Genomic DNA, 21,458 nt, shown 5'->3' with positions numbered 1-21,458 from the left:
TCTTCCCCCTCCCACTCCACGCTCCGTGTATGACGTATCAGCGTCGTCACGCACGCATCGCTCTCGAACACGCCGCGCTCCGGGGTGGGGCGTAATGGTGGACGCGGACGCCTTCCGCACCGTCCTCGGGAACTTCGCGACGGGCGTCACCGTCGTCACCCTGCCCGGCGAGGAACCGCACGGCATCACCGTCAACGCCTTCGCCAGCCTCAGCCTCGACCCGCCCGTCGTCCTCGTCTCCCTCGACCACGGCACCGAAGCCCACCGCCTCCTCCAGGAGACCGACACCGACGCCTACGCCGTCAACGTCCTCACCACCGACCAGCGCGGCCTCGCCGAACACTTCGCGGGCATGAGCGAGGACGGCGACCCCTTCACCGAGGAATCGACGACCACCGAAGCCACCGGCGCACCCGTCTTCGAGGACGCACTCGCCACCGTGGACTGCACGCTCCACGACACGTTCACCGTCGGCGACCACACCATCTACGCCGGCCGCGCCGAACACGCCGCCGTCCGCGACGAGACCGCCGACCCCCTCACCTTCTACCGGGGCGACTGGGGAACCATCACCGACGACCCCGTCGACGACTAACGTCCTCTCCTGTTTTCACAGCGTACGCGTGGCTATCCGGACGTGAGACCGATGGAACCCGCGTGGGGTTCCGAAAAGGTGCCAACCGTGGGCCGACTGTCACCGCGGGCGGACTGGCGTTCGCTTATTCGAAGCGCTCGACCGCGTCCGCGAACCGGCTCGCGGGTTCCTCCCAGTCGACGACGTCGAAGAAGTTGCTGATGAAGTCACCGCGGTCAGGTCCATAATCGTAGTAGTAGGAGTGCTCCCAGACGTCGAGCGCGAGGATGGGGTGGCTGCCCCAGAGCGCGCCCTGGTCGTGCTTGTCGACCACGACGTTGCGGAGCTGCTGGCTGTGGCTGTCGTAGACGAGGAGCGCCCAGCCGCCGGCGGCGGACGCCGCGGCTTCGAACTCGCCCTTCCAGGCGTCGTAGGAGCCGAAGTCCTCCTCGATGCGGTCTCGGAGGTCGCCCTCGGGTTCGTCGCCGCCCTCGGGGCTCATCGACTCCCAGAACAGCGTGTGGAGCACGTGCCCGCTCCCGTTGTGGGTGACGTCTCGGATTGCGCCCGCGGAGCTGGAGAAGTCGCCGTCCTCGCGGTTCTCGGCGAGCGTTTCTTCTGCGGAGTTCCAGCCGTTCACGTAGCCCTGGTGGTGGGTGTCGTGATGCCACGTGAGCACCTGTTCGCTGATGTGCGGTTCGAGCGCGTCGTAGTCGTACGGCAGCGCGGGAAGTTCGTAGTCGCTCATAGTGCACTCCGTCCTACCGTCGCCACGGGTATGAACGTTCTCTGTAGCGCGTTCAAGTAGAAAAACCAACTCTTATGAAACTGGTCTATAGTGGCTTATTGAGTCCCAATTCGGGAAAGCTCGGAATAATGGTCTCTATAACGACACGTTTTGACTTCCGGCTACGTGATGCTTATCAGTATTGGGTGGGTTCGTTTCGGTATGTCTACTGACGACCCCGAGCGACGGCCCGAACCGGTCGCCGGACAGACCGTCCGGCACGGAACCGGCGTGAACTCGAACCGCGCGTTCCCCACCAACAACTACCCGCACAACCTCGACCCCTTCGTGCTGTTCGAGCGGTTCTACATCGACCCGGACAAGGGGTTCCCGATGCACCCGCACAAGGGGTTCGAAATCGTCTCCTACATGATAGACGGCGGGATGGAACACGAGGACTCCCTCGGCGTCAGCCACACCGCCTACGAGAACGAGGCGATGCGCATCACCACCGGCGGCGGCATCGAACACTCCGAGTTCCCCGCCGACGGCGACGCCTGTAACGGCCTCCAGCTCTGGGTGAACCTCCCGCGCGAGAAGAAAGAAATCGACGCCGACTACGAGGGCGCAGACCAGAGCGACCTCCCCACCGACGAACGCGAAGGCGCGACTGTCACGACCGTCGTCGGCGACGGCTCCCCGCTCAGCCTCCACACCCACATGGAGTACCTCGACGTGCGCGTCACCGACGAGTGGACGTGGAGCGTGCCCGACGACTGGACCGGCTTCCTCTACGGCGTCGCCGGCGACGGAACCGTCGACGGCGACGACTTCGCGGACGGCGACGCGTTCCCCACCACGACCGGCGGCGACTACCACGTCGAGACCGACGACGGCCTCCGCCTCGTCGCCGTCTCCGGCGAACCCCACGACGAACCCATCCGCCAGCAGGGCCCGTTCGTCTTCTAACCCCGCCTTCTATACTCGCGCCGCCCGACACTCGCGTCGTGAACGAGGTCGAGTGGTACGCCGTCACGCCGCCCTGCAGTCACGACGAACTCCTCGCCGCCGTCCGCGTGTACGCCCGCGACCTCGTCGCCCACCACGACCTCTCCGTCAATGTCTCCGACCTGGAGTGGTCGGTGAGCACGCGCGCGAAACGCCGCGCCGGCCTCCTCCGCTACCGCGACGACACACCCCTCGAAGTACGCCTCGCGTGGCGGCTCTTCCAGAACCAGGGCTGGCACGCCGTCGCCAGCACCGTCCGCCACGAACTCGCGCACGCCCACCTCGTCACCGAACACGCAGACCCAACCCACGGCCACCGCTTCCAGCGACTCTCCGACCGCCTCGACACCACGACCCACTGCGAGCGCTTCACCGACCCCGACTGGTGGGTCGTCTGCGCCGACTGCGAGAACCGCCTCCCCCGCTACCGCGAATCCCGCCTCGTCCGCAACCCCGGACAGTACGCCTGCGGCCGCTGCGGCGGCCCGCTCACCGTCCACGCGCCCGAATAACCCGAAACGGCCTGCCTCAACGCTTATCCGTCCGTGCGACGAAGCACTCCCAATCGATGGCCAGCGTCTCCGCCTCCCACGTCATCCTCTTCATCGCCGCCGTCGCCGTCGCCGCGATGCTCGCCGGCACCGCCACCGGCGTCGCCAACGACGTCTCCACCGCCATCCGCGACACCGGCCAGGACTACGGCGAGACGCTCGACACCGACTTCGCCATCATCAGCGACCCCGGCTCCAGCGCCATCTACAACGCCTCTGAGACGACCGTCACCCTCCTCGTCAAGAACACCGGCGAGAACGTCCTCTCCACCAACCCCGACCGCGTCGACACCCTCATCGACGGCCAGTTCGTCCAGGAGACCGACATCACCGTCCTCGACGGCGACTACTGGCGGCCCGGCAACGTCGCCCGCATCACCCTCAACACCACCATCGACGAGGGCGCACACCGCGTCGTCGTCCGCTCCAACGAACGCCGCTCCCTCCTGACGTTCCCGTTCTACGGGAGCGCCGCCGACCTCAGCGGAGACGTGGTGTTCTCCGGCTCCGTGAAACTGTACGACGCGGACACACAAGCCGTCACCACCTACCTCAACGAGACGGTTCCCGAAGGACTCGGGCCGTCCCAGGACTTCGACGAGGACGGCGCGGCAGACATCCCGTACGTGAACCAGTCCGGCGCGCTGAAGATCGCGTACGGGAACGGCACCAACGTCACCCTCCCCGGTCAGCCGTTCACCAGCGACAGTACGAACGAAGGCACCCGGGTCGCGGTCGGCACGTGGAACGGCTCCGACCGCTCGATATTCTTCGGGAACAACTCCGGTATCTACGGCGTCACGCTCGACAGCCGAGACGTGTTCACCGTGGCCGACCAGTCGAACGCGCAGGCCAACGGTATCATCGGAATCACCGACTTCGACGGCGATTCCGCCGACGAACTCCTCTTCGTCACGTCGAACCCCGGCATCACCTTCCTGGACGACGACGGCACCGTCCACTCGTCCTCCCAGAGTCTCTCTTCTCCCCTCGGCGTCGGGACGCCCGGCGACTTCGACGATGACGGAAACGTCGGCGTCCCCTACCGCGACGGCTCGGGATACATCTCGATTCTCGAATTCACGTCCGGCTCGCTCACCTCCTACCAACCCAACGGGGTTCAGGAACAACCGGAAACCGGGACGGGTATGGGAGCGGCGGACATCGACGACGACGACACACCCGAGATAATCTACGTCGAGTACGCCTCGAACGCCGGCGACCCGGCCCCGATACGGTACATGCAGGGACCCAGCGGAGACATCGGATACATACTCACCGAATCCGGTGAACAGGTCATCGTCGATACGGACACGACGATCGGCGTCGCGTAACCTCCTCTCCGCCTCCACAACCCGGCCGAACCCGGGCTAAACCACCCATTAAAATGTCGGACACATGTCTCGAAAACACCCGCCTCAACCCCTGATTTAGCCAACGCGTTTATGTGTATGTCCCGTATGTGTAGTGGTACAGGCGGCGCGCAGCTGTGTGACTGCGTCGCTGACGGACCGCCAACAAAACCCAAATCCAATCATGGTAGACATCAGCATTCCCCGCCCCGACTTCGAGAAAGACCGGGGCCAGATCGGTATCGAAACGCTCGTCGTGTTCATCGCGATGATCCTCGTCGCCGCGCTCGCGGCCGGCGTCCTCATCAACACGGCCGGCCTGCTTCAGACATCCGCGCAGTCAACGAGCCAGGACGCCCAGTCCGGCGTCACCGACCGGCTCGACGTGAGCGCCGCAACCGGCATCGTGAACAACAGCACTGATGGAAAGGTCATCAACCAGACGACCATCTCGGTCAGCCTCGCGCCCGGTTCCGACTCCATCAACGTCAGCAAGACCACGATTCGGTGGACTGGTCCGAGCGGCGCTACGACCCTCACCAACGAGGACTTCAGCGTTAACGCAGTGACGGACGAGGGCGGCACGGTTCCCGTCCTCAACTCGCAGAACGACCGCTTCCAGGTCGTCATTAACATCAGCGACGGCACCAACCCCGTCGCGGAGCTTGAAGACCTTGAAGGCGGTGACGAAGTCCACCTCACCTTCGTGACCTCCTCCGGTGCTGAGACGGTCTTCCAGCTCAACGTCCCGGCTTCCCTCGCGGACGCTGAGGACGGCGAAGCAGTCCGCCTCTAAGCCGGACTTCCACTTCCGAACACGCCGCGGTTTTCTTTCGAACCAACACCCGATAGCCGTGAGGCTACACACTGGCGATTCCGACTCGTACTCTCCGTGTATTCCATACGCGCCGCCGATACACGCTGCTGAGTTTCGTCGCGTGACACGCTTTCGACCGTCTTCGTTCCTCACGTGTGTGCGATGACGCGGTGGCTGTTCTTCGCGTTCTTGCTGTTGCAGTGCCGTGTCTCGGGCGTCGTCGCTTCCGGCCGGACGAAGAACATCGTCTCACGCTATGGCGCTGTTGTTCCGTCTGCTCGATGTGGGTTCGCGGAGGGTGTCGCTGGTGGCGTTCGAGTAGTCGTGGGGTGGCTTCGTCGGGGCGTGCGTGTCGGCGGTTGCCTACACGTACTGGTTGAGGAAGCCGAGGAAGAGCGCGCCGGCGAAGACGACGAGCGCGAAGAGCACGGCGAACGCGGGGTGGGTGAAGGCGGTCTGGACGCTGCCGTCTGCTTTCTGCGCGGCGACGAACATCGCGCGGAAGACGACGAGGCTCGCGCCGAGGAACAGCAGGAAGACGACGGTGGCGAGCACCGGGATGACGTGACCTGGTTCGATGCCGGCGACTGTCGCGACGGCGGCGACGGCGATGCTGACGACGAACGCCGAGAGGACGACGAGCGCGGCCTGGTTGCGGGGTTTGATGTCGCGGAAGCCGGGGAGCCTCTCGGGGAGGTAGTCTTTCGTGTCGGCCATTGACGCTCGCTACACCGCCCGACGCCTTAAATATCAAGGGCTGTCGGTTACGAGGGAAGGACGACGCGGACGACGCGCTCCGCGTACCACCGGAAGGGATAGAGGAAGACGAGCAGGGTCGGGGTGCCGATGGCGACGTAGAGCAACGTCCAGACGTCCACGAACACCGTCTGCGCGTCGAACAACCGCGCGGCGTCACCCGTCACGGGCAGGGGGTCGACGCCGAGCGCGAGGTACCACACGAGCACGACCACGGGGAGCGTCCAGAGGTAGTGCCAGGCCGCGGGCAGGACGTGGAACCCGCGCTCGTAGCGGTCGGTGGCGGTGCGCTGGCCGAGCTGGTAGACGAGTATCGGGTAGCTCACGGGCACGACGAGCCCCGCGATGCCGACCGCGAGGTACGTGAACTGGTCGGTCGTCGCGACCAACAGCGGGAGCGCGACCCCGGTCGCGATGACGCCGATGACGGAGAACGCCGCGACCGTCGTCATCCCCATCAGCGAGGCGTCGCTCACTATCGAGAGGTCGCCGCGCGCGACCGCCGCGTCCCGCCGCACTTGCGCGAGCACGAACGCGAGCGCGCGAGCGAACAGGACGATGTAGAGCACCGCGATGGGGTTCGACGCGCTCCGCCGGAACCCCCGCATCAGGGGCGCGTCGTACAGCACGACGCCCGTGAGGGCGATGAGCACGACGAACACGCCCGCTATCACGGCCGTGCTCGCCCAAATCTTCCGGGAGACGAGCCAGCTCACCGCCTCTACTTCCTTCGTGCTCGGCGTCTTCGAGGACATCTCAGAACGCCGCCGTGCTCAACACGCCGAGAACGAGCAGAATCATCCCGACGAGGAGCATGGGAGCCACTCGGAGCGGGAGGTGTGCGCGGCGTCCGGGCCACAGCCGACTCGGGACGCGCGCCGACACGCTCTCGAACGATACGTTCATCGTCCAACTCTGGCGACCACGGGGGCTTATAGCTTATCGCCCCGGATTGAGGTGTTCGCGCCGCTCCCGGTCGTCGTCTCCTCGAACGTCGAGACGATGTTCCCGATGTACTGATTCCCGGACATCTCGCCCGCGTTGTACCGCCGCGCCCACGCCCGCGCGATGCCGAACGAGGACGGCTGGCCGTCGTACCCGTCCGCCACGGTGACCGTGAAGTCCGTCGCCGCCTCCCCGCCCGCGCCGACGTACGTCGCGTAACTCCGCGCGAACACGCCCACCTCGTTGATGAAGTCGCCGCGGTCGCTCGCCTGTGAGTCGTAGGTCGCGGTGACGTACGTGAACTCGCCGTCGTCGTTGCTCGCGGTGCCCGTCGCCATCCGCGTGAGCTGTATCGCGCGGTCGTTTTCCCCCTGCTTCGTCTCGATGAGGTAGCGGAGCTCCCCGAGCGTCCCCTCGCCGTCCGCGTTCGGCTCCGTCGCCGTCACCGTCTCCTCGCTCCGCCCGCCGTCGCCGGTGAGCGACGAACAGCCCGCGAGCGCGCCCGCGCCCGCCGCACCCAGGATGCCGGCGAACGCGCGTCGTCCGAGTTCCATACCAGTACGCGGCCCCTGACGGGGAAAAGCGTTGTTGCCTCACGTGAGCATCTCGATGACGATGAGGCCGAACCCCGCGATGAGGAGCGCGAACGCGAACCCGTATTCGAGTACCACGAGGTGGACGGCGTCGGTCTCGTCGCTGTCCGCGAGCCGGAGGAACGCCGCCGCCGCGACCACCAGTCCGAGGCCGGCCGCGACGATGGAGAGCGAGACCATACCCGAGAGACGCGGGCGCGCGCCCTGAATGCTTCGCCCACGAGATTATGTCGCTCGCGCTCCACGCTCCCGTATGGCCGACGATTCGAACCCCACGGTCGAGGACGTGGAGGACGTTCCGCCCGAAGACCTCGCCGAGGACGGCGTGCTCTCCCCTGAAGACCTCGACGTCGAGGGTCGCGAGGAAGTCGAGGAGATAGGCGACGGTCGGTACGTTGTCTCGACGAGCGAGGGCCGGTCGCCCGACCCCCGGCCCGCGGACGACCTCCCGGGTGAGACGGACGACTCGCCGACGCCAGCGGAAACCCCGTCCGCGGCCGCGGCGCTCTCCGCGGTTCCCGAGCAGTACGCGGCCGCGCTCGCCGTGAAGACCGACCACGGCGTCGCGGACGAGCGGTTCGCGTCGAACAACGTCGTCGATACGTTCGAGCGCGCGCTCCGCTGGTACGCCCATCGAATCGACCCCTCGGAGCCGCCGGAGGACGTGCTCCGCGTCCTGCTCGCGGAGTCCGACCTCGACCTCTAGACGGGGATGCGCTCGTAGATGAACACGAGCAGCGCGGACAGCACGACCACCGCCGCGAGCGTGAACTCGGGGCTCGGCGCGACCCCGCCGAACGCCTGGTAGAGGATGGCGAGTTCGATGCCGATGACGATGCTGAGGAGCGCGACGACCGCGATCGCGAACCGCCACACGCGACTCGGCCACCCGTGCTCCTCGACGGTCTCCGTCTTCGGGTCGCGCCGCAGGAACGTCACCTCGTCCAGCCGCAACCCCATCGCCTCGTACTTGAACTCGCCCATCCGCCAGCGGTCGAGGTCGCGCTCCGGGAGCAGGTAGCCGAACACGACCAGCGTCTCCACGCGCTCCCGGATGCGGTCGCTCTGCGAGCGCAACTCGATGGTGTCGGCGTGACTGAAGTCGGTGAACACGAGCACGCCCACGTCGCCCACGACGATGTCGCAGGGGCCCTGCGCCGTCCGCTCGACGGCCATGTCCAGGCCACGGTCGGCGAGTTCCTCCGAGAGGTAGGTCGTGAGCCGCCGGGTGAACACGCGCTTGTCGGCGACCGGGCTCTCCCATTCCGAGAGCAGGTCGACGACCATGTCGTGCACCGCGTTCTCGTCAGCCATCCGTACAGTCTCCGTCTGGTGGTCTCCCCGAGCGGGCTTAAACCCAGTCCTCTCTGCCCAAAGGTTCTTCCTTACCGGCCCCGAATCCGTTTACGAATGAACCTCGGCGACGTGATGCGGGAACTCGGCCTCGACTCCCTCGTCCCGAACACGCAATCGAAGGACGAGGAACGGGACGCCGAGGCGGACGCGGAGCAGACGGACGCGGACTCGGAGACCGACGACGAAGCCGCCGACTCGGGAGAGACCGAGACGGAATCGGAACCGGAACCTCAGCCGCCCCGGATTTCGACGGAGGCGTTCGAGGGCGACGTGGGTGACGCGGTCGAGGAACTCCAGTACAACCTCGACGAAGTCCGGAACCGCGTCGGCACGAACGAGTCGGCCATCGAGTCCCTGGAGAACGACCAGGAGTCGATGGAGGCCCGGCTCGACGAGATTCAGGAGACGAACGCGACCCTGCTCGGCGTGTACGACCGGCTGACCGACGACATCAACCCCTTCTCGTCGTCGAGCGAGCGCGACGCCGTCGCGCCCGACGACGAGACGTACGGCGTGATGTCCGGCGAGGCGTCCGACGACATCGGCCACGAACGCCACACCACCGAGGACGCCGACGAGGACGAGAGCGACGACGAGGACGTGGTGAGCTTCGAAGACCTGAAGGCGAACCTCGACGCGGACGCGGATGCGGACGAGGAACCCGACGCGGAAGACGACGAGGCGGCGGACGAACCCGTGGAACCGCCGGCGCGCCCGGTGTCCGCGTCACAGTCCGGGGACTCGCCCTACCTGAACGCGCTCGCGCCGACGTACGCGACGGACGTCCTCCTGATGCAGTGGGTGTCGATGCTCGTGGACACCGCGGGGCCGGCGGGCGCGCTGAAGACCATCGACTACTACGCCCAAATCGACTGGATAAGCCCCTCCGTGAAACGCCAACTGGAGACCGTGCTGTCGGGCGCGCACGACCTGGACGAAGACCAGCCGTCCCGGCCGCCGAGCGAACTGTCCGTCGAGGCGCACAGCGAGAGTTTCGAACACATCCAGAAGCTGGCCCAACAGACGGAGCTCGCGGGGACGTAGCCTCGCATGGGGTTCAGTACGAACGGCGCGGCCGCTATCCTGTTCGTCGCGGCGTTCATGGTCGTCGGCGTCGTCGTCCCGGCGGCGCAGGCCGGGTTCGAGGACATCTCGGACTCGATGGGCGCACACGAGAACCGCGCGCTCGCGACCGGGAACACGGACATCACGCTCGACGACGTGACGTACAACAACACGTCCGACGAGCTCACGGTGCGCGTCGCGAACACGGGCACGACGAGCCTGCACGTGAACGACACCGACCTGCTCGTGGACGGCGTCTTCACGAACCCCGGGACGGCCGTCGAGGGCGCGAGCGCGCGAACCGTCTGGGCACCGGGCGAGAACCTCACGCTCACGCTGTCGCTCGCGAACGAACCCGCGCGGGTCGTCGTCGTGACCGAGTACGCGGTGAGTGAGGGGACGAACGACGTGACGGTGGTGTCCTGATGGCGAGCGTCTCCGTCGACAAACTCGTCATCTTCATCGCGTCCCTCCTCGTCGCCGCGACGGTCGCGTCCACGCTCACCGCGAGCGTCGTCGACCTCGACCAGACCCTTCAGGGGTCGGGGCTCGCCGCCGCGGACAAAATCGAGACCGACATCGACATCGTCGGCGACACGGGGAGCGACGCGTTCTACAACGACTCCACCGGAAACGTCACGCTCCTCGTGAAGAACACCGGGCAAAAGGACTTATACGCCCAGACCTCCCAAATAGACGTATTCATTGACGGCCAGTACGCGACGGTTGACGCCCTTTCGAGACCCGACAACGCGACGGGCGACGTGTGGGCGCCCGGCGAAATCCTTCGCCTCACCGTCTCCCACACGCTCGATGCCGGCGAACACACCATCTCGGTGCACGTCGTCGGAGACGAGGAGACCGTGACCGTCTACGTGTAGGCCACCCACCACCATGCCAGACCTCTACGAACTCGGACTCGACACCCGTGACCGCGTGAACGCGCAGCTCGGCGGCGGCATCCCCGCGGGCAGCCTCGGCATCATCGAGGGCGAACACGGATCCGGGAAGAGCGTTATCACGCAGCGGTTCGCGTACGGTATCGCGGAGACCGGGAACACGGTCACGTACGTCTCCACGGAGGAGACGGCGGCGAGCTTCATCGACCAGATGGAGTCCCTCGACTACGGCGTCGTCAAACACCTCACTCGCGAGAACATGCTGTTCCTGCACGCGGACGTGGACACGACGAACACGTTCAGCGAGGTGGACGCGAAACGCCCGCTCCTCCAGCGATTGATGGAGGCGGAGACGATGTGGAACAGCGACGTCATCATCTTCGACGGGTTCGACTCCGTCCTCCTCCACGACCCCCACTACGAGTCCATCCGCGAACACGGCGACGAGGACGACGTGATGCAGAACCTCATCAGTTTCTTCCGCACGATAACCGCCCGCGGGAAGACGATTCTCCTCACCGTCAATCCCGACTCGCTGACGAACGCGGCGCTCCGACCCGTCCGCGACGTCTCCGACATCTACCTCAAACTCTCCTCCGAGGAGGTCGGGAACGACATCCGCCGACAGATGGTCGTGAAGAAGTTCGCGGGCATGGGGAACCAGGTGGACGACACCATCGGGTACGAGGTACAGACGGGTCGCGGCCTGACAATCGTGACGCGGACGGTGGCATAGATGACGGAACTCGGCTCCCAGCGCGCGAGCGCGGAACTCCAGGCGCTGATGGACGAACACACCCACCTCCGCGACCACCTGGAGACGTTCCGGGAGGAACACGGCGAGTACCCGCTGTACGTGGACGAACTAGCGGACGAACACGAGATGCACAACCCCCACGTCATCTACCCGACGGCGTCGGAACACCCGACGTTCTGCCACATCCACGGGGACGTGGGTATCGACACCACGTACTACGTCGTCGAACCCTCCCTCCGGCCGAACGAACACCAGCAGTACGAGACGATTCGCCAACTCCTCCTCGACAAGAGCGTCACCAAGCCCGCGCCGAGCGAGGAACGCCAGTTCGACGAACACCTCGACGACCTCCTCGACGACATCGTCTCCGTCGGCGGCGTCGCGTCCGGCATGGTCGGGTCGTTCATCGGAACCACCGTGAACGTCGACGAGGAGACCTACCGCCGGGTGCGGTACCGCCTCCAGCGCGACATCGTCGGACTCGGCCCGCTCGACCCCATCATGAGCGACCCCGAGAACGAGGACATTCACGTCATCGGCCCCCACCAGTGCTACGTCGACCACGCGACCTACAGCATGCTCCCGACCACGGTGGACTTCGGGTCGAGCGAGGAGTTCGAGAACTGGATTCGGAACATGGGCGAACGTATGGACACCCCGGTGTCCGACTCGAACCCCATCATCGACTCCACGCTCCCCGACGGCTCCCGTATCAACATCATCTACTCGGACGACGTGTCCGTGCAGGGGCCGAGCCTCACCATCCGTCAGAGCGAGGAAGTCCCCCTCTCCATCTTCCAGATTACGAAGTGGGGGACGCTCAGCCCCGAACTCGCCGCCTACCTCTGGCTCTGCCTGGAGAACGAACGCACGGTGTTCGTCGTCGGGGAAACGGCGTCCGGGAAGACCACGACCCTGAACGCCTCCATCTCCCTCATCCCCCGCGACTCCAAAATCTACACCGCCGAGGACACGGCCGAGGTGAACGTCCCCCACTCGACCTGGCAGCAACTCCTCACCCGCGAGGGACAGGGGAGCGACGAGAACGCGGACGTGGACATGTTCGACCTCGTCGCCGCCGCGCTCCGCTCTCGGCCCGACTACATCATCGTCGGCGAGGTTCGCGGCGCGGAGGGCCAGATGGCGTTCCAGGCCGCACAAACCGGCCACCCCGTGATGTTGACGTTCCACGCGAGCGACATCGTCTCGATGATTCAGCGGTTCACGGGCGAACCCATCAACGTCCCCGAGACGTTCATGGACAACTGCGACGTGGCGCTCTTCCAGAACCGCGTGAAACAGGGCGACCGCGTGCTCCGCCGCGTCACCTCCGTCCAGGAAATCGAGGGCTACAGCGACCACGACGGCGGCGTCATCACCCGACAGGCGTTCAACTGGGATCCCCGCGACGACGAGGTCGTGTTCACGGGCATGAACAACAGCCACGTGCTCGAAGACCAGATCGCGGAACTCCTCGGCTACCAGGACACCCGGGAGATTTACGACGAACTCCGGCGGCGCGCCGAAATCATCCGCCGGCTCATCGACGAGGACGTGCTGTCGTGGTCGGAGGCGAACAACGCCATCTCGACGTTCCAGCGCGACGGCGTCGAGGCGCTGCCGATAAATACTGGTGGGCTCCCGGACTCACCGGAAGCATAGATGGCGACGGAGACCGGGACGGGAACGCAGGTCGGGGCCGACGACGACGAGTTCGACATCGGGAACGTCGTCCGGTCGCTCCTGCGGGACTACGAGTACATGGGGATGCCCGCCCAGCGGTACGCGCTGGTCGTCATCCTCCCCTCGGTCGTGCTCGGGTTCGCCGTCATGCTGTTACCGTTCTTCCTCGGTCTCCCGCTGTTCGTCGTTCCCGTCACCGTCCTGTTCGGCCTGTTCCTCCCGCTGGTCGCGCTCATCTACCCGAAAATCCTCCAGGACAGGAAGCGCAAACAGATCCGGGAGCACTTCCACCTCTTCATCACCCACATCACCATCCTCTCCACGACGAACATCGACCGCGTGGAGGTGTTCCGCACGCTCGCCAAGGAAGACGAGTACGAGGCCATCGCGGAGGAGATGGGGCACATCGTCGGATTGATCGACACGTGGAACCAGAGCCTCGAAGACGCCTGCCGGATGCGCGCGAAACGCGTCCCCAGCCCCCTGATGCAGGACTTCCTCGAACGCCTCGCGTACACCGTCGGCGCGGGCCAGACCATCGACGACTTCCTGCTCTCCGAACAGGACTCCATCATCCAGAGCTTCGTCACGCGCTACGAAGCCCAACTCGACCGCCTCGCGCTCATCAAGGACGTCTACATGAGCATCGTGCTCTCCACGACGTTCGGCCTCGTGTTCGCGCTCGTCGTCCCGTTCATCGTCGGTATCGACCCGATGACGCCCGTGATGGCGGTCATCCTCCTCTACCTCTTCCTCCAGGTGGTGTTCGTGTACGCGATGAACAGCGTCGCCCCGAAAGACCCCGTCTGGTTCTACCGCACCGAAATCGCGCTCGACCGGAACGCTCGCCTCCGCACCGGCCTGCTCGTCGGCACCGGCCTCAGCCTCGCGCTCACCGCGCTCACGTACGGCATCCTCTCCGGACTCGTCCCCGTCGGGAACGACATCCCGCTCCCGCTCTTCCTCGCCGTCCCGTTCACGCCCTTCATCATCCCCGGCCTCATCGCCCGCCAGGAACAGAACCGCATCAAGAACCGCGACGAGTCCTTCCCCTCCTTCATCCGCGCGCTCGGCGCGGTCGAATCCGTCAAGCAGAGCTCCACCGGCTCCGTCCTCCAGAGCCTCCGGAAGAAGGACTTCGGGAACCTCACCACGAACGTCGACGACCTCTACAAGCGCCTCTCGATGCGCATCGACTCCAACCTCGCGTGGCGGTACTTCGCCGCCGAAACCGGCTCCTACCTCATCCAGAAGTTCAGCGACATGTACGTCACCGGCCGCCGCATGGGCGGCGAACCCCGCCAGCTCGGCAGTCTCATCGAAGCGAACATCAGCGAAGTCCTGAACCTCCGCCGGAAACGCAGTCAGGAAGCCGGCACCGTCGTCGGCACCATCTACGGAATCACGGGCGCGAGCGTGTTCGCGATGTTCGTCGGCCTCGAAATCTCCCGGCTGTTCATGACCATCGCGCAGGACATGGACCTCAGCAACGCCCAACTCGGCGGCCTGCTCTCCGTCAGCCAGTACGACATCCCCCAACTCCAGTTCATGCTGTTCGTCATCGTCCTCCTCAACGCCCTCCTCACGTCCGTGATGATTCGCATCGTCAGCCGCGGCCACTCGCTCACCACGCTCACGCACTTCGTCGTCCAGGTGTGGATAAGCGCCGTCGTCGCCGTCGCCACGGGCTACCTCGTCGGCGCGCTCGTCTCCGTCTAAAAACTCACTCCTCGTCCTCGTCGCGCGCCGCGGCCTGCGCCGGCTCCGGGATGTCCTCCTGGAACTCGCCCGCCGCCGCGGCGGCCTCGCGCGCGGCCGCGCTCCCCGAAATCGTCGCGAGCTGGTGCGTGATGTTGTCGTTCGCGATGGCCGCGACGTACTCAAGCGACTTCGCGTGTGCGTCGAACGGCGACTCTCCGAGGTCGTCCAGTTCCGCGCTCAACTCCGGCTCGTACTCCGGGTCGGATTCGAGCGCGTCGAGCGGGAGGCCGCGCACGTAGTCTGCCATCGTCTCCTTCACGGCCTCGCTCACCCAGCCGACCTCCTCGTAGTAACGGAGCGCGCTGATAGCGCCGGACGCGCCGAACGCGCGGCCGAGGTGTCGTCCCCACTCCATCGCGGTGACGCGTTCGGCCGCGCTCCCGTCGAGCGACGTGAGGTACGGCGACGCGTCCCGGCGTACTCGTCCGTCAGGCATACGTTATCCCCTCTTTCGCGCCCCATCTTATTGGTTTTCCGGCCCGGTTGCACAATCCTTAAGCGTCGTTTCGCCTAGTTACAGGTAATGTTGGACTTCGTTGGTCTGGAGGACGACCTCTCAGCCGAGGAGCGGATGATTCGGGACACCGCCCGCGACTTCGTCGAGTCCGAAATCAAACCGGACATCGGCGAGCACTTCATCGAGGGGACGTTCCCGACGGACATCATCCCGAAGATGGGCGAGATGGGCTTTTTCGCCCCGAACCTCGACGGCTACGGTCTCCCCGGCGTCTCGGAGACCGCGTACGGCCTCCTCATGCAGGAACTCGAAGCCGGCGACTCCGGGCTTCGGTCGATGGCGAGCGTGCAGGGCGCGCTCGTCATGTACCCGATTCACGCGTACGGGAGCGAGGAACAGAAGGAGGAGTGGTTGCCCGCGATGGGTCGCGGCGACGCCGTCGGCTGTTTCGGTCTCACCGAACCCCAGCACGGCTCGAACCCGTCCGGGATGGAGACGCACGCTGAGAAGCGCGGCGACGAGTACGTGCTGAACGGCGCGAAGACCTGGATTACGAACTCACCCATCGCCGACGTGGCCGTCGTGTGGGCGAAAGACCGGAGCGACGACGACACCGTCCGCGGGTTCCTCGTGGAGACCGACCGCGAGGGCGTGACGACGAACAAGCTCGACGAGAAGCTCAGCCTCCGCGCGTCCATCACGGGCGAAATCGGGCTGAACGACGTGGTCGTCCCCGAGGAGAACGTCCTTCCCGGCGTCTCCGGGATGAAGGGTCCGCTCTCGTGTCTCACGCAGGCGCGCTACGGCATCGCCTGGGGCGTCATCGGCGCGGCGCGCGACGCCTTCGAGGAGGCCCGCGAGTACGCGAAGGGCCGCGAGCAGTTCGGCCAGCCCATCGCGGGCTTCCAGCTCCAGCAGCAGAAGCTCGCGGAGCAGGCGACCCAGATTACCACCGCACAACTGCTCGCGCACCGGCTCGCCGACCTGAAGGAGCGCGGCGACCTCGAACCCGCGCACGTCTCGATGGCGAAGCGGAACAACGTCCGGATGGCGCGCGACATGAGCCGGGTCGCCCGCGAGATGCTCGGCGGGAACGGCATCAGCGCGGACTACTCGCCGATGCGGCACATGGCGAACATGGAGACCGTCTACACGTACGAGGGAACCCACGACATCCACACGCTCGTCCTCGGCCAGGAACTCACCGGCATCCAGGCGTTCCAGTAGACCGACGGAAGGCTTTTTCATCGCGTACGGGGTACCGGGGGGCATGCAGGACTTCTCCGAGTCTGATTCTCGATGACCGTCAGCGACCGCCTCAACGGCGACCTCCCCCTCCGGGACGCCGACTCGGTCGCCGCCGACATCGCGCCGGACGCGACCGTGCTCACGAGCGGGTTCGGGAGCGTCGGCTACCCCAAACTGGTGCCGCTCGCGCTCGCCGCCGACGACCGCGACCTCGCGCTCACGCTCGTCAGTAGCGGGAACGTCGGCGACGAAATCGACGTCGAACTCGTCGAGTCGGGCGCTATCGCTCGCCGGTTCACCTACCAGTCCTCCGAGGTGGCGCGCGCCGCGACGAACCGCCGCGACATTGCGTTCAGCGACCGGAACGCGTCCTCGATGGGCGACGACGTGCAGTACCGCGGCGTGGTAGACCCCGACGTCTGCGTCGTCGAAGCGGTCGCCGTCGGCCCGGACTGGTTCGTTCCCTCCACGTCGCTCGGGCAGGTGCCGGCGTTCGTCGAGGCCGCGGACGAACTCGTGGTCGAAGTGAACGCCGCACAGCCGCTCGAACTCCAGGCGCTCCACGACATCTACCGGCCGGACGCGCCGCCGAACCGCGACCCCGTCCCGCTCACCGACCCCGGCGAGCGCATCGGGAGCACGCGCGTCGAGTTCGACCCCGAGAAACTCACCGCGGTCGTGGAGTCCGACCGCCCCGACGACACCTACACGTTCCGCGACCCCACGGAGGACGACCTCGCCATCGCCGAGAACCTCGGGGACTTCCTCACCCGGGAGTTGGAGCGCTCGCCCGTCTTCGAGGACGCCATCCACCTCCAGTTCGGCGTCGGGAGCCTCGGGAACGCCCTCATGGGCGAACTGAAGGAACTCGACTTCGGCGGCCGCGACGTGGTGTACTTCGGCGAACTCATCCAGGACGGGCTGTTCGACATGCTGGACGAGGGCCGCCTCGAAGCCGCGAGCGCGACCTCGCTCGCGCTCACCACCGAGGGCCAGGAACGTCTCTTCGACGACGTGGAACGCTACGCAGAGGACATCGTCCTCCGGCCCGCCGACGTCTCCAACCACCCCGGACTCATCGACCAGTTCGGCGTCGTCGGCGTGAACAGCGCCATCGAGTTCGACATCTACGGGAACGTCAACTCCACGCACGTCAACGGCAGCCGCATGATAAACGGCGTCGGCGGGAGCGCGGACTTCAACCGGAACAGCCTCGTCTCCGTCTGCGCGCTCCCCTCCACCATCAAGGACGGCGAGATATCGCGCGTGGTGCCGATGGCGTTCCACGTCGACCACACCGAACACGACATCGACGTGTTCGTCACCGAACAGGGCGTCGCGGACGTACGCGGCCTTTCCCCGGTCGAGCGCGCTGAACGCATTATCGAGAACTGCGCGCACCCCGCGTTCGTAGACGACCTCCGCGACTACCTGGCGGACGTGAAGACGCAGGACGCCCACATCCCGATGGACGTGGAGCGTGCCGCGAACTGGCAGTAGAAAAGAAAATCCGGTTTTTAGCCGAGGTAGAGGACGAGCCACCAGACGTAGCCGATGGCGAGTCCGAGACCGAGCACGAGCTCCATGATGCCCGTGTACGTGTCACCCCAGGTGTCCCGGAACTCCTGAATCCGCTGAATCGGCATCCAGAACGGCTTCAGGGGTTCGGGGAGGACTTCGCCGAGGCCGCCGACGTCGGTCGTGTCGACCTGGTCTTCGGGGTCCTCGCGGCGCTCGCTCATTGCGCACCACCCGTGGTGGGTTTCTCCATGTCTCCGTACAGCATCTTCTCACCGAAGAACACTGCGGCGAACACGGCGATACCCGCGAGCTTCACGATGTCGTTCGGGTACACCATCACGACCACGCCGACGGCCGAGAGGCCGATGCGCGCGAGCACGGTCTGCCAGAACCCGAGCGAGAACGGGTAGTTCAGGCCGTAGATGATGGCTATCGCGCCGAGCAGCACGAGCAGGCCGACCCAGATGGTCGTCAGGCCGAGCGAGAACGACACGAGCGAGGTGTTGTAGACGAACGCGACCGGCAGGACGAACAGCGGCGCGGCGATCTTGATAGCCGCTCCGCACGTCCGCCAGAAGTTCGCCTCCGCGATACCCGCGGCGACGACGGCCGCCGTCGCGACCGGTGGCGTGATACCCGCCAGGATGGCGGCGTAGAACACCGTGTAGTGCGAGGCGATCTGGGGGATGTCGAAGTTGTTCGTCAGCGCCGGTGCGATGAGCACGGAGACGATGACGTACGCCGCGGCCGTCGGCATGCCGACGCCCATCAGGATGCTCACGGCCATCGCGAGCAGGACGGCGAACAGGAGAACGCCGCCCGAGATACCCATAATCATGATGGCTATCTTGCTCGGGACGCCGGTGACCTGAAGGATGCCGACGACGCCGCTGACCGCGACGAGGATGATGGCGATGGGTGCGAGAATCACCGCGCCGCGGCGGAAGCCGTGGACGGTGTTCCAGAACTGATTCACGAACTCGGCGACCGGCGAGTCGCCCGTGACCACGGCGCGGATGATCGGGAGAAGCACGCCGAACGCGACCATCGAGAAGATCGTCCACATCGCGGACGTCGTCACCGTGTACTGGAGGACGCCCAGCAGGCCGATGAGGACGAGGAACGGCACGCCGAACCGGATGGTTTCGACGATTTTGTCAGTCGTGGTGAGAGCGTCGTCGAAGAAGCTCTCGAAGTCCATGTTCTGCGTGCTCTGGTCGCTGATGGCCGTGTAGTGGACGGCGATGCTGATACACGCGACCAGAATCGCGGCCGGCACGAGCCCGGCGACGACGATGTTGATGTAGCCCGTCTGGAGCGTGGACGCCATGATGAACGCGGACGCGCCCATCACCGGCGGCAACACTTGGCCGGACGTGGACGCGACCGCCTCGATGGCGGCCGCGCGGTGGCCGGACATCCCGGACTCCTTCATCGTCGGAATGCTGAACGACCCCGTCATCGCGGCGTTCGCGGTGTACGAGCCGTTGATGGAGCCGATGACCGCGGACGCGAGCACGGCGGTCTGCGCGACGCCGGACTCGATGTACTTCGCGGACTGAATCGCCACCCGGAGGATGAGGTCGAACGCGCCGTACGCGAACAGGAGGCCCGCGTACAGGAGGAACGGCGCGATCCAGGACGCGGTGAGCTGGGTCAGGCTCCCGTAGAACCCGCCGAGGTCGGTGACGAGGGTCTGCAGGAGCGTGAGCTGATCCATCCCACCGTGGCTGAGAATGATGCTGTCGGCGATGTAGTTCCCGTACAGCCCGTACAGTATCATCCCGCCGACGAGCCCGAGGAAGAGGTTCCCGAACTCGCGCCACGTGAGGTAGAGGATGGAGAGGATGATGAGGCGCGCGAGCATGTACTGGTGTTCGGTCGCGTACCCCTGCTGCTGGAGGTAGACGAGCTCGAAGTTCGTGGCGAAGAAGACGGCGGCGCTGATGAGGACTATCGAGGACGGGAGGAGGACGATACCGTCGATCCAGTTCCGTTCCTCCACCGCCTCCTTCGTCTCGTTCAACGCGTAGACCGTCATGATACCGCCGACGAAGACGACGCCGTACTGCACCGTGGACGGCAGGAAGCCTTCCGTGTACGATCGGTAGAGGACGATCGCCCAGAATAGGAGCGCGCTTACCGTGACTGAAATGTCGAGCCCGCGGCTGACGAGTGTGTTAGGTGAGCTTTGATTCGATTGAGTACTCATGTGTGGTATTGCTTGGTGTCGTGCATGCGACTAAATCTCAAAAATGCGCGGTCGATCCGCGCGCCGGCTACGCGGTTAGTCTCGCGACGCCTCGGTGAGGCTGTCGTCCCACGCGTCGTTGTCCTTGTAGTACTGGGCCGCGCCGGGGTGAACCGGGAGCTGTTCGCGGGCGGACGCGAGCATGTCGCTCGTCGACTCAAAGTTGTTGAACTGCGGTTCCGTGTCGTTGATGCTCTGGTTGTTCTCCTCGACGACCCGGCAGAGCTCGTACACTGCGTCGTCGCTCGCGCTCGGGTTGAACGTGTAGTTCACTTCGAGGTTCCAGGTGAACACTTCGTCCGTGCCGATGTCCGCGTTGCCGAGCGTCCACTCGCTGTACGGCGTGGTGGACGTACCCGCGCCGCCGTAGTTCTCGGCGGACTCGATGAGCGCGTCCGTCGGCTCGACGTAGTGCACGTCGATGCGGGACGCGATCTGGGTGACGAAGCCGGTGTAGCTCACGCCGGGCGTCCCGTACGCGATACACGCGTCGATCTCGCCTTCCTCCATCGCGCCGGGCGCGTCCTCGACGCTGAGGTCGACGATGTTCATCTGGTCGTAGACGTCCGCGGTCGGGTCCTGCGCCCAGACGTCGAGCGTCGTCGCGCGCGTCGAGTAGCCGGGTTCGGCGGGGTAGACGTTCTTGCCGGCGAGGTCGTCGAACGTCTCGATGTCCGTGCCGTCACGCGCGACGATGTAGATGCTGTACGGGAACGCGTAGAACCCGTACCAGGGGACGCTGTCCACGCCCTGTTCTTCGAACGTGCCGCGGCCGTCGACGGCCTTGAGGAGCGAGTTGTTGTCCGTGATACCGGAGTTGAACTGGCCCTGCGCCATCCGTCGGATGGTACCGATGTATCCGGGACTCTCGACGGTCGAGTAGTCCAGGCTGTCGCTGTGGTTCGATGCTGCCTGTTCGACCGCGAGGCCGACGTTCTTCGTCTCGCCGGCGGACGTGCCGACGCGAAGCGTCATGTCGCTGCCGTCGTCCCCACTGCCGCCGCTCGTACACCCGGCCAGGCCGAGCGCACCAACAGCTGCTGAGCCGTACAAGAACTCCCGTCGGTTCATGCCATCATCCGACATAGTCGTTCATAACACTCACGACCATATATAATAATCTGTTCCTTTCAGACT

25 protein-coding genes are annotated in these 21,458 nt (G+C 65.7%); 14 read left to right on the top strand and 11 right to left on the bottom strand.

The window, feature by feature from the left end; genetic code table 11:
• Positions 1–94: 94 nt before the first annotated feature.
• Entirely contained in the window at positions 95–595 is a 501-nt protein-coding gene (locus tag LI334_RS11085) for a flavin reductase family protein (protein ID WP_227260892.1), read from the top strand.
• Between the two features lie 124 nt (positions 596–719).
• Here LI334_RS11085 and sod read toward each other — a convergent pair whose 3' ends face one another.
• Positions 720–1,322: a superoxide dismutase gene (gene sod / locus LI334_RS11080; protein ID WP_227260891.1), complete on the bottom strand. Its 603-nt coding sequence runs from the start codon at positions 1,320–1,322 to the stop codon at positions 720–722.
• Between the two features lie 201 nt (positions 1,323–1,523).
• Here sod and LI334_RS11075 point away from each other — a divergent pair, with 201 nt between their 5' ends.
• The 4 genes from LI334_RS11075 (at position 1,524) to LI334_RS11060 (ending at position 5,008) form a co-directional block, all read left to right on the top strand.
• Entirely contained in the window at positions 1,524–2,270 is a 747-nt protein-coding gene (locus tag LI334_RS11075) for a pirin family protein (protein ID WP_227260890.1), read from the top strand.
• A gap of 38 nt (positions 2,271–2,308) precedes the next feature.
• A complete protein-coding gene (locus LI334_RS11070) occupies positions 2,309–2,821 on the top strand; it encodes a SprT-like domain-containing protein (protein WP_227260889.1) in 513 nt (170 codons plus the stop codon).
• A 56-nt stretch (positions 2,822–2,877) separates the two neighbouring features.
• Positions 2,878–4,194 carry a hypothetical protein gene (locus tag LI334_RS11065; RefSeq protein ID WP_227260888.1) on the top strand — a complete coding sequence of 439 codons (1,317 nt, stop codon included), beginning with the start codon at positions 2,878–2,880 and terminating at the stop codon, positions 4,192–4,194.
• 202 nt (positions 4,195–4,396) lie between these two features.
• A complete protein-coding gene (locus LI334_RS11060) occupies positions 4,397–5,008 on the top strand; it encodes an archaellin/type IV pilin N-terminal domain-containing protein (protein ID WP_227260887.1) in 612 nt (203 codons plus the stop codon).
• Positions 5,009–5,392: 384 nt separating this feature from the next.
• Here LI334_RS11060 and LI334_RS11055 read toward each other — a convergent pair whose 3' ends face one another.
• The 5 genes from LI334_RS11055 to LI334_RS11035 are packed head-to-tail and all read right to left on the bottom strand — an operon-like array spanning position 5,393 to position 7,503.
• Positions 5,393–5,746: a hypothetical protein gene (locus LI334_RS11055; RefSeq protein WP_227260886.1), complete on the bottom strand. Its 354-nt coding sequence runs from the start codon at positions 5,744–5,746 to the stop codon at positions 5,393–5,395.
• 47 nt (positions 5,747–5,793) lie between these two features.
• A complete protein-coding gene (locus LI334_RS11050; protein ID WP_227260885.1) occupies positions 5,794–6,540 on the bottom strand; it encodes a hypothetical protein in 747 nt (248 codons plus the stop codon).
• A 1-nt stretch (position 6,541) separates the two neighbouring features.
• Positions 6,542–6,691 (bottom strand): hypothetical protein, encoded by a 150-nt coding sequence (locus tag LI334_RS11045; RefSeq protein ID WP_227260884.1) that lies wholly within the window; start codon positions 6,689–6,691, stop codon positions 6,542–6,544.
• A 26-nt stretch (positions 6,692–6,717) separates the two neighbouring features.
• Entirely contained in the window at positions 6,718–7,284 is a 567-nt protein-coding gene (locus tag LI334_RS11040; protein WP_227260883.1) for a hypothetical protein, read from the bottom strand.
• Positions 7,285–7,323: 39 nt separating this feature from the next.
• On the bottom strand, positions 7,324–7,503 hold the full coding sequence (locus tag LI334_RS11035; protein ID WP_227260882.1) for a hypothetical protein: 180 nt from the start codon (positions 7,501–7,503) through the stop codon (positions 7,324–7,326).
• Positions 7,504–7,576: 73 nt separating this feature from the next.
• On the opposite strand from LI334_RS11035, the gene LI334_RS11030 reads away from it, so the two are divergent.
• Positions 7,577–8,029: a DUF7500 family protein gene (locus LI334_RS11030; protein ID WP_227260881.1), complete on the top strand. Its 453-nt coding sequence runs from the start codon at positions 7,577–7,579 to the stop codon at positions 8,027–8,029.
• Here the strand turns inward: LI334_RS11030 and LI334_RS11025 are convergent.
• Complete coding sequence (locus LI334_RS11025) at positions 8,026–8,637, bottom strand: hypothetical protein (protein ID WP_227260880.1); 612 nt, start codon at positions 8,635–8,637, stop codon at positions 8,026–8,028. The genes LI334_RS11030 and LI334_RS11025 overlap by 4 nt on opposite strands.
• A gap of 96 nt (positions 8,638–8,733) precedes the next feature.
• Here LI334_RS11025 and LI334_RS11020 point away from each other — a divergent pair, with 96 nt between their 5' ends.
• From LI334_RS11020 to flaJ, 6 genes are read left to right on the top strand one after another with little or no spacing between them, the layout of a single operon-like run.
• The gene (locus LI334_RS11020) at positions 8,734–9,723 is read left to right on the top strand and encodes a FlaD/FlaE family flagellar protein (protein WP_227260879.1); all 990 of its coding nucleotides are present in this window, start codon (positions 8,734–8,736) and stop codon (positions 9,721–9,723) included.
• A gap of 6 nt (positions 9,724–9,729) precedes the next feature.
• Entirely contained in the window at positions 9,730–10,170 is a 441-nt protein-coding gene (locus LI334_RS11015; protein ID WP_227260878.1) for a fla cluster protein FlaF, read from the top strand.
• Positions 10,170–10,625, top strand: coding sequence for a flagellar protein G (locus LI334_RS11010; protein WP_227260877.1), 456 nt, complete (start codon positions 10,170–10,172; stop codon positions 10,623–10,625). Before LI334_RS11015 ends, LI334_RS11010 begins: the two co-directional genes overlap by 1 nt.
• 13 nt (positions 10,626–10,638) lie before the next feature.
• Positions 10,639–11,379, top strand: a complete 741-nt coding sequence (locus tag LI334_RS11005) for an ATPase domain-containing protein (RefSeq protein WP_227260876.1) — start codon at positions 10,639–10,641, stop codon at positions 11,377–11,379.
• On the top strand, positions 11,380–13,062 hold the full coding sequence (locus LI334_RS11000; RefSeq protein ID WP_227260875.1) for a type II/IV secretion system ATPase subunit: 1,683 nt from the start codon (positions 11,380–11,382) through the stop codon (positions 13,060–13,062).
• Entirely contained in the window at positions 13,063–14,802 is a 1,740-nt protein-coding gene (gene flaJ / locus LI334_RS10995) for an archaellar assembly protein FlaJ (RefSeq protein ID WP_227260874.1), read from the top strand.
• 4 nt (positions 14,803–14,806) lie between these two features.
• Here the strand turns inward: flaJ and LI334_RS10990 are convergent, their stop codons facing one another.
• Positions 14,807–15,280: a FlaD/FlaE family flagellar protein gene (locus LI334_RS10990; RefSeq protein ID WP_227260873.1), complete on the bottom strand. Its 474-nt coding sequence runs from the start codon at positions 15,278–15,280 to the stop codon at positions 14,807–14,809.
• 87 nt (positions 15,281–15,367) lie between these two features.
• Here LI334_RS10990 and LI334_RS10985 point away from each other — a divergent pair, with 87 nt between their 5' ends.
• Together LI334_RS10985 and LI334_RS10980 are read left to right on the top strand one after the other, a co-directional pair.
• A complete protein-coding gene (locus LI334_RS10985; protein ID WP_227260872.1) occupies positions 15,368–16,528 on the top strand; it encodes an acyl-CoA dehydrogenase family protein in 1,161 nt (386 codons plus the stop codon).
• Positions 16,529–16,600: 72 nt separating this feature from the next.
• Positions 16,601–18,049 (top strand): acetyl-CoA hydrolase/transferase C-terminal domain-containing protein, encoded by a 1,449-nt coding sequence (locus LI334_RS10980; protein ID WP_227260871.1) that lies wholly within the window; start codon positions 16,601–16,603, stop codon positions 18,047–18,049.
• Between the two features lie 17 nt (positions 18,050–18,066).
• Here the strand turns inward: LI334_RS10980 and LI334_RS10975 are convergent, their stop codons facing one another.
• From LI334_RS10975 to LI334_RS10965, 3 genes are all read right to left on the bottom strand, one after another.
• Positions 18,067–18,291, bottom strand: a complete 225-nt coding sequence (locus LI334_RS10975) for a hypothetical protein (protein WP_227260870.1) — start codon at positions 18,289–18,291, stop codon at positions 18,067–18,069.
• On the bottom strand, positions 18,288–20,282 hold the full coding sequence (locus tag LI334_RS10970; RefSeq protein ID WP_227260869.1) for a TRAP transporter permease: 1,995 nt from the start codon (positions 20,280–20,282) through the stop codon (positions 18,288–18,290). Before LI334_RS10970 ends, LI334_RS10975 begins: the two co-directional genes overlap by 4 nt.
• 75 nt (positions 20,283–20,357) lie before the next feature.
• Positions 20,358–21,407 (bottom strand): substrate-binding domain-containing protein, encoded by a 1,050-nt coding sequence (locus LI334_RS10965; RefSeq protein WP_227260868.1) that lies wholly within the window; start codon positions 21,405–21,407, stop codon positions 20,358–20,360.
• Between the last annotated feature and the right edge of the window lie 51 nt (positions 21,408–21,458).

It is taken from the genome of Salarchaeum japonicum, assembly GCF_020614395.1.
In the GTDB taxonomy this organism is placed as follows: domain Archaea; phylum Halobacteriota; class Halobacteria; order Halobacteriales; family Halobacteriaceae; genus Salarchaeum; species Salarchaeum japonicum.
The sequence above is the reverse complement of the archived record's forward strand: the minus strand, read 5'-3'. Positions and strand labels throughout refer to the sequence as shown.

Bases quoted from the DNA above. Each gene is read 5' to 3' on its own strand.
- LI334_RS10965 (WP_227260868.1), bottom strand. From the start codon at position 21,407: ATGTCGGATGATGGCATGAACCGACGGGAGTTCTTGTACGGCTCAGCA.
- LI334_RS11045 (WP_227260884.1), bottom strand. From the start codon at position 6,691: ATGAACGTATCGTTCGAGAGCGTGTCGGCGCGCGTCCCGAGTCGGCTG.
- LI334_RS11055 (WP_227260886.1), bottom strand. From the start codon at position 5,746: ATGGCCGACACGAAAGACTACCTCCCCGAGAGGCTCCCCGGCTTCCGC.
- flaJ (WP_227260874.1), top strand. From the start codon at position 13,063: ATGGCGACGGAGACCGGGACGGGAACGCAGGTCGGGGCCGACGACGAC.
- LI334_RS11010 (WP_227260877.1), top strand. From the start codon at position 10,170: ATGGCGAGCGTCTCCGTCGACAAACTCGTCATCTTCATCGCGTCCCTC.
- LI334_RS11025 (WP_227260880.1), bottom strand. From the start codon at position 8,637: ATGGCTGACGAGAACGCGGTGCACGACATGGTCGTCGACCTGCTCTCG.
- sod (WP_227260891.1), bottom strand. From the start codon at position 1,322: ATGAGCGACTACGAACTTCCCGCGCTGCCGTACGACTACGACGCGCTC.
- LI334_RS11000 (WP_227260875.1), top strand. From the start codon at position 11,380: ATGACGGAACTCGGCTCCCAGCGCGCGAGCGCGGAACTCCAGGCGCTG.
- LI334_RS11085 (WP_227260892.1), top strand. From the start codon at position 95: ATGGTGGACGCGGACGCCTTCCGCACCGTCCTCGGGAACTTCGCGACG.
- LI334_RS10970 (WP_227260869.1), bottom strand. From the start codon at position 20,282: ATGAGTACTCAATCGAATCAAAGCTCACCTAACACACTCGTCAGCCGC.
- LI334_RS11040 (WP_227260883.1), bottom strand. From the start codon at position 7,284: ATGGAACTCGGACGACGCGCGTTCGCCGGCATCCTGGGTGCGGCGGGC.
- LI334_RS11035 (WP_227260882.1), bottom strand. From the start codon at position 7,503: ATGGTCTCGCTCTCCATCGTCGCGGCCGGCCTCGGACTGGTGGTCGCG.
- LI334_RS10990 (WP_227260873.1), bottom strand. From the start codon at position 15,280: ATGCCTGACGGACGAGTACGCCGGGACGCGTCGCCGTACCTCACGTCG.
- LI334_RS11030 (WP_227260881.1), top strand. From the start codon at position 7,577: ATGGCCGACGATTCGAACCCCACGGTCGAGGACGTGGAGGACGTTCCG.
- LI334_RS11015 (WP_227260878.1), top strand. From the start codon at position 9,730: ATGGGGTTCAGTACGAACGGCGCGGCCGCTATCCTGTTCGTCGCGGCG.
- LI334_RS11020 (WP_227260879.1), top strand. From the start codon at position 8,734: ATGAACCTCGGCGACGTGATGCGGGAACTCGGCCTCGACTCCCTCGTC.
- LI334_RS11060 (WP_227260887.1), top strand. From the start codon at position 4,397: ATGGTAGACATCAGCATTCCCCGCCCCGACTTCGAGAAAGACCGGGGC.
- LI334_RS10980 (WP_227260871.1), top strand. From the start codon at position 16,601: ATGACCGTCAGCGACCGCCTCAACGGCGACCTCCCCCTCCGGGACGCC.
- LI334_RS10985 (WP_227260872.1), top strand. From the start codon at position 15,368: ATGTTGGACTTCGTTGGTCTGGAGGACGACCTCTCAGCCGAGGAGCGG.
- LI334_RS11065 (WP_227260888.1), top strand. From the start codon at position 2,878: ATGGCCAGCGTCTCCGCCTCCCACGTCATCCTCTTCATCGCCGCCGTC.
- LI334_RS11075 (WP_227260890.1), top strand. From the start codon at position 1,524: ATGTCTACTGACGACCCCGAGCGACGGCCCGAACCGGTCGCCGGACAG.
- LI334_RS11050 (WP_227260885.1), bottom strand. From the start codon at position 6,540: ATGTCCTCGAAGACGCCGAGCACGAAGGAAGTAGAGGCGGTGAGCTGG.
- LI334_RS11005 (WP_227260876.1), top strand. From the start codon at position 10,639: ATGCCAGACCTCTACGAACTCGGACTCGACACCCGTGACCGCGTGAAC.
- LI334_RS10975 (WP_227260870.1), bottom strand. From the start codon at position 18,291: ATGAGCGAGCGCCGCGAGGACCCCGAAGACCAGGTCGACACGACCGAC.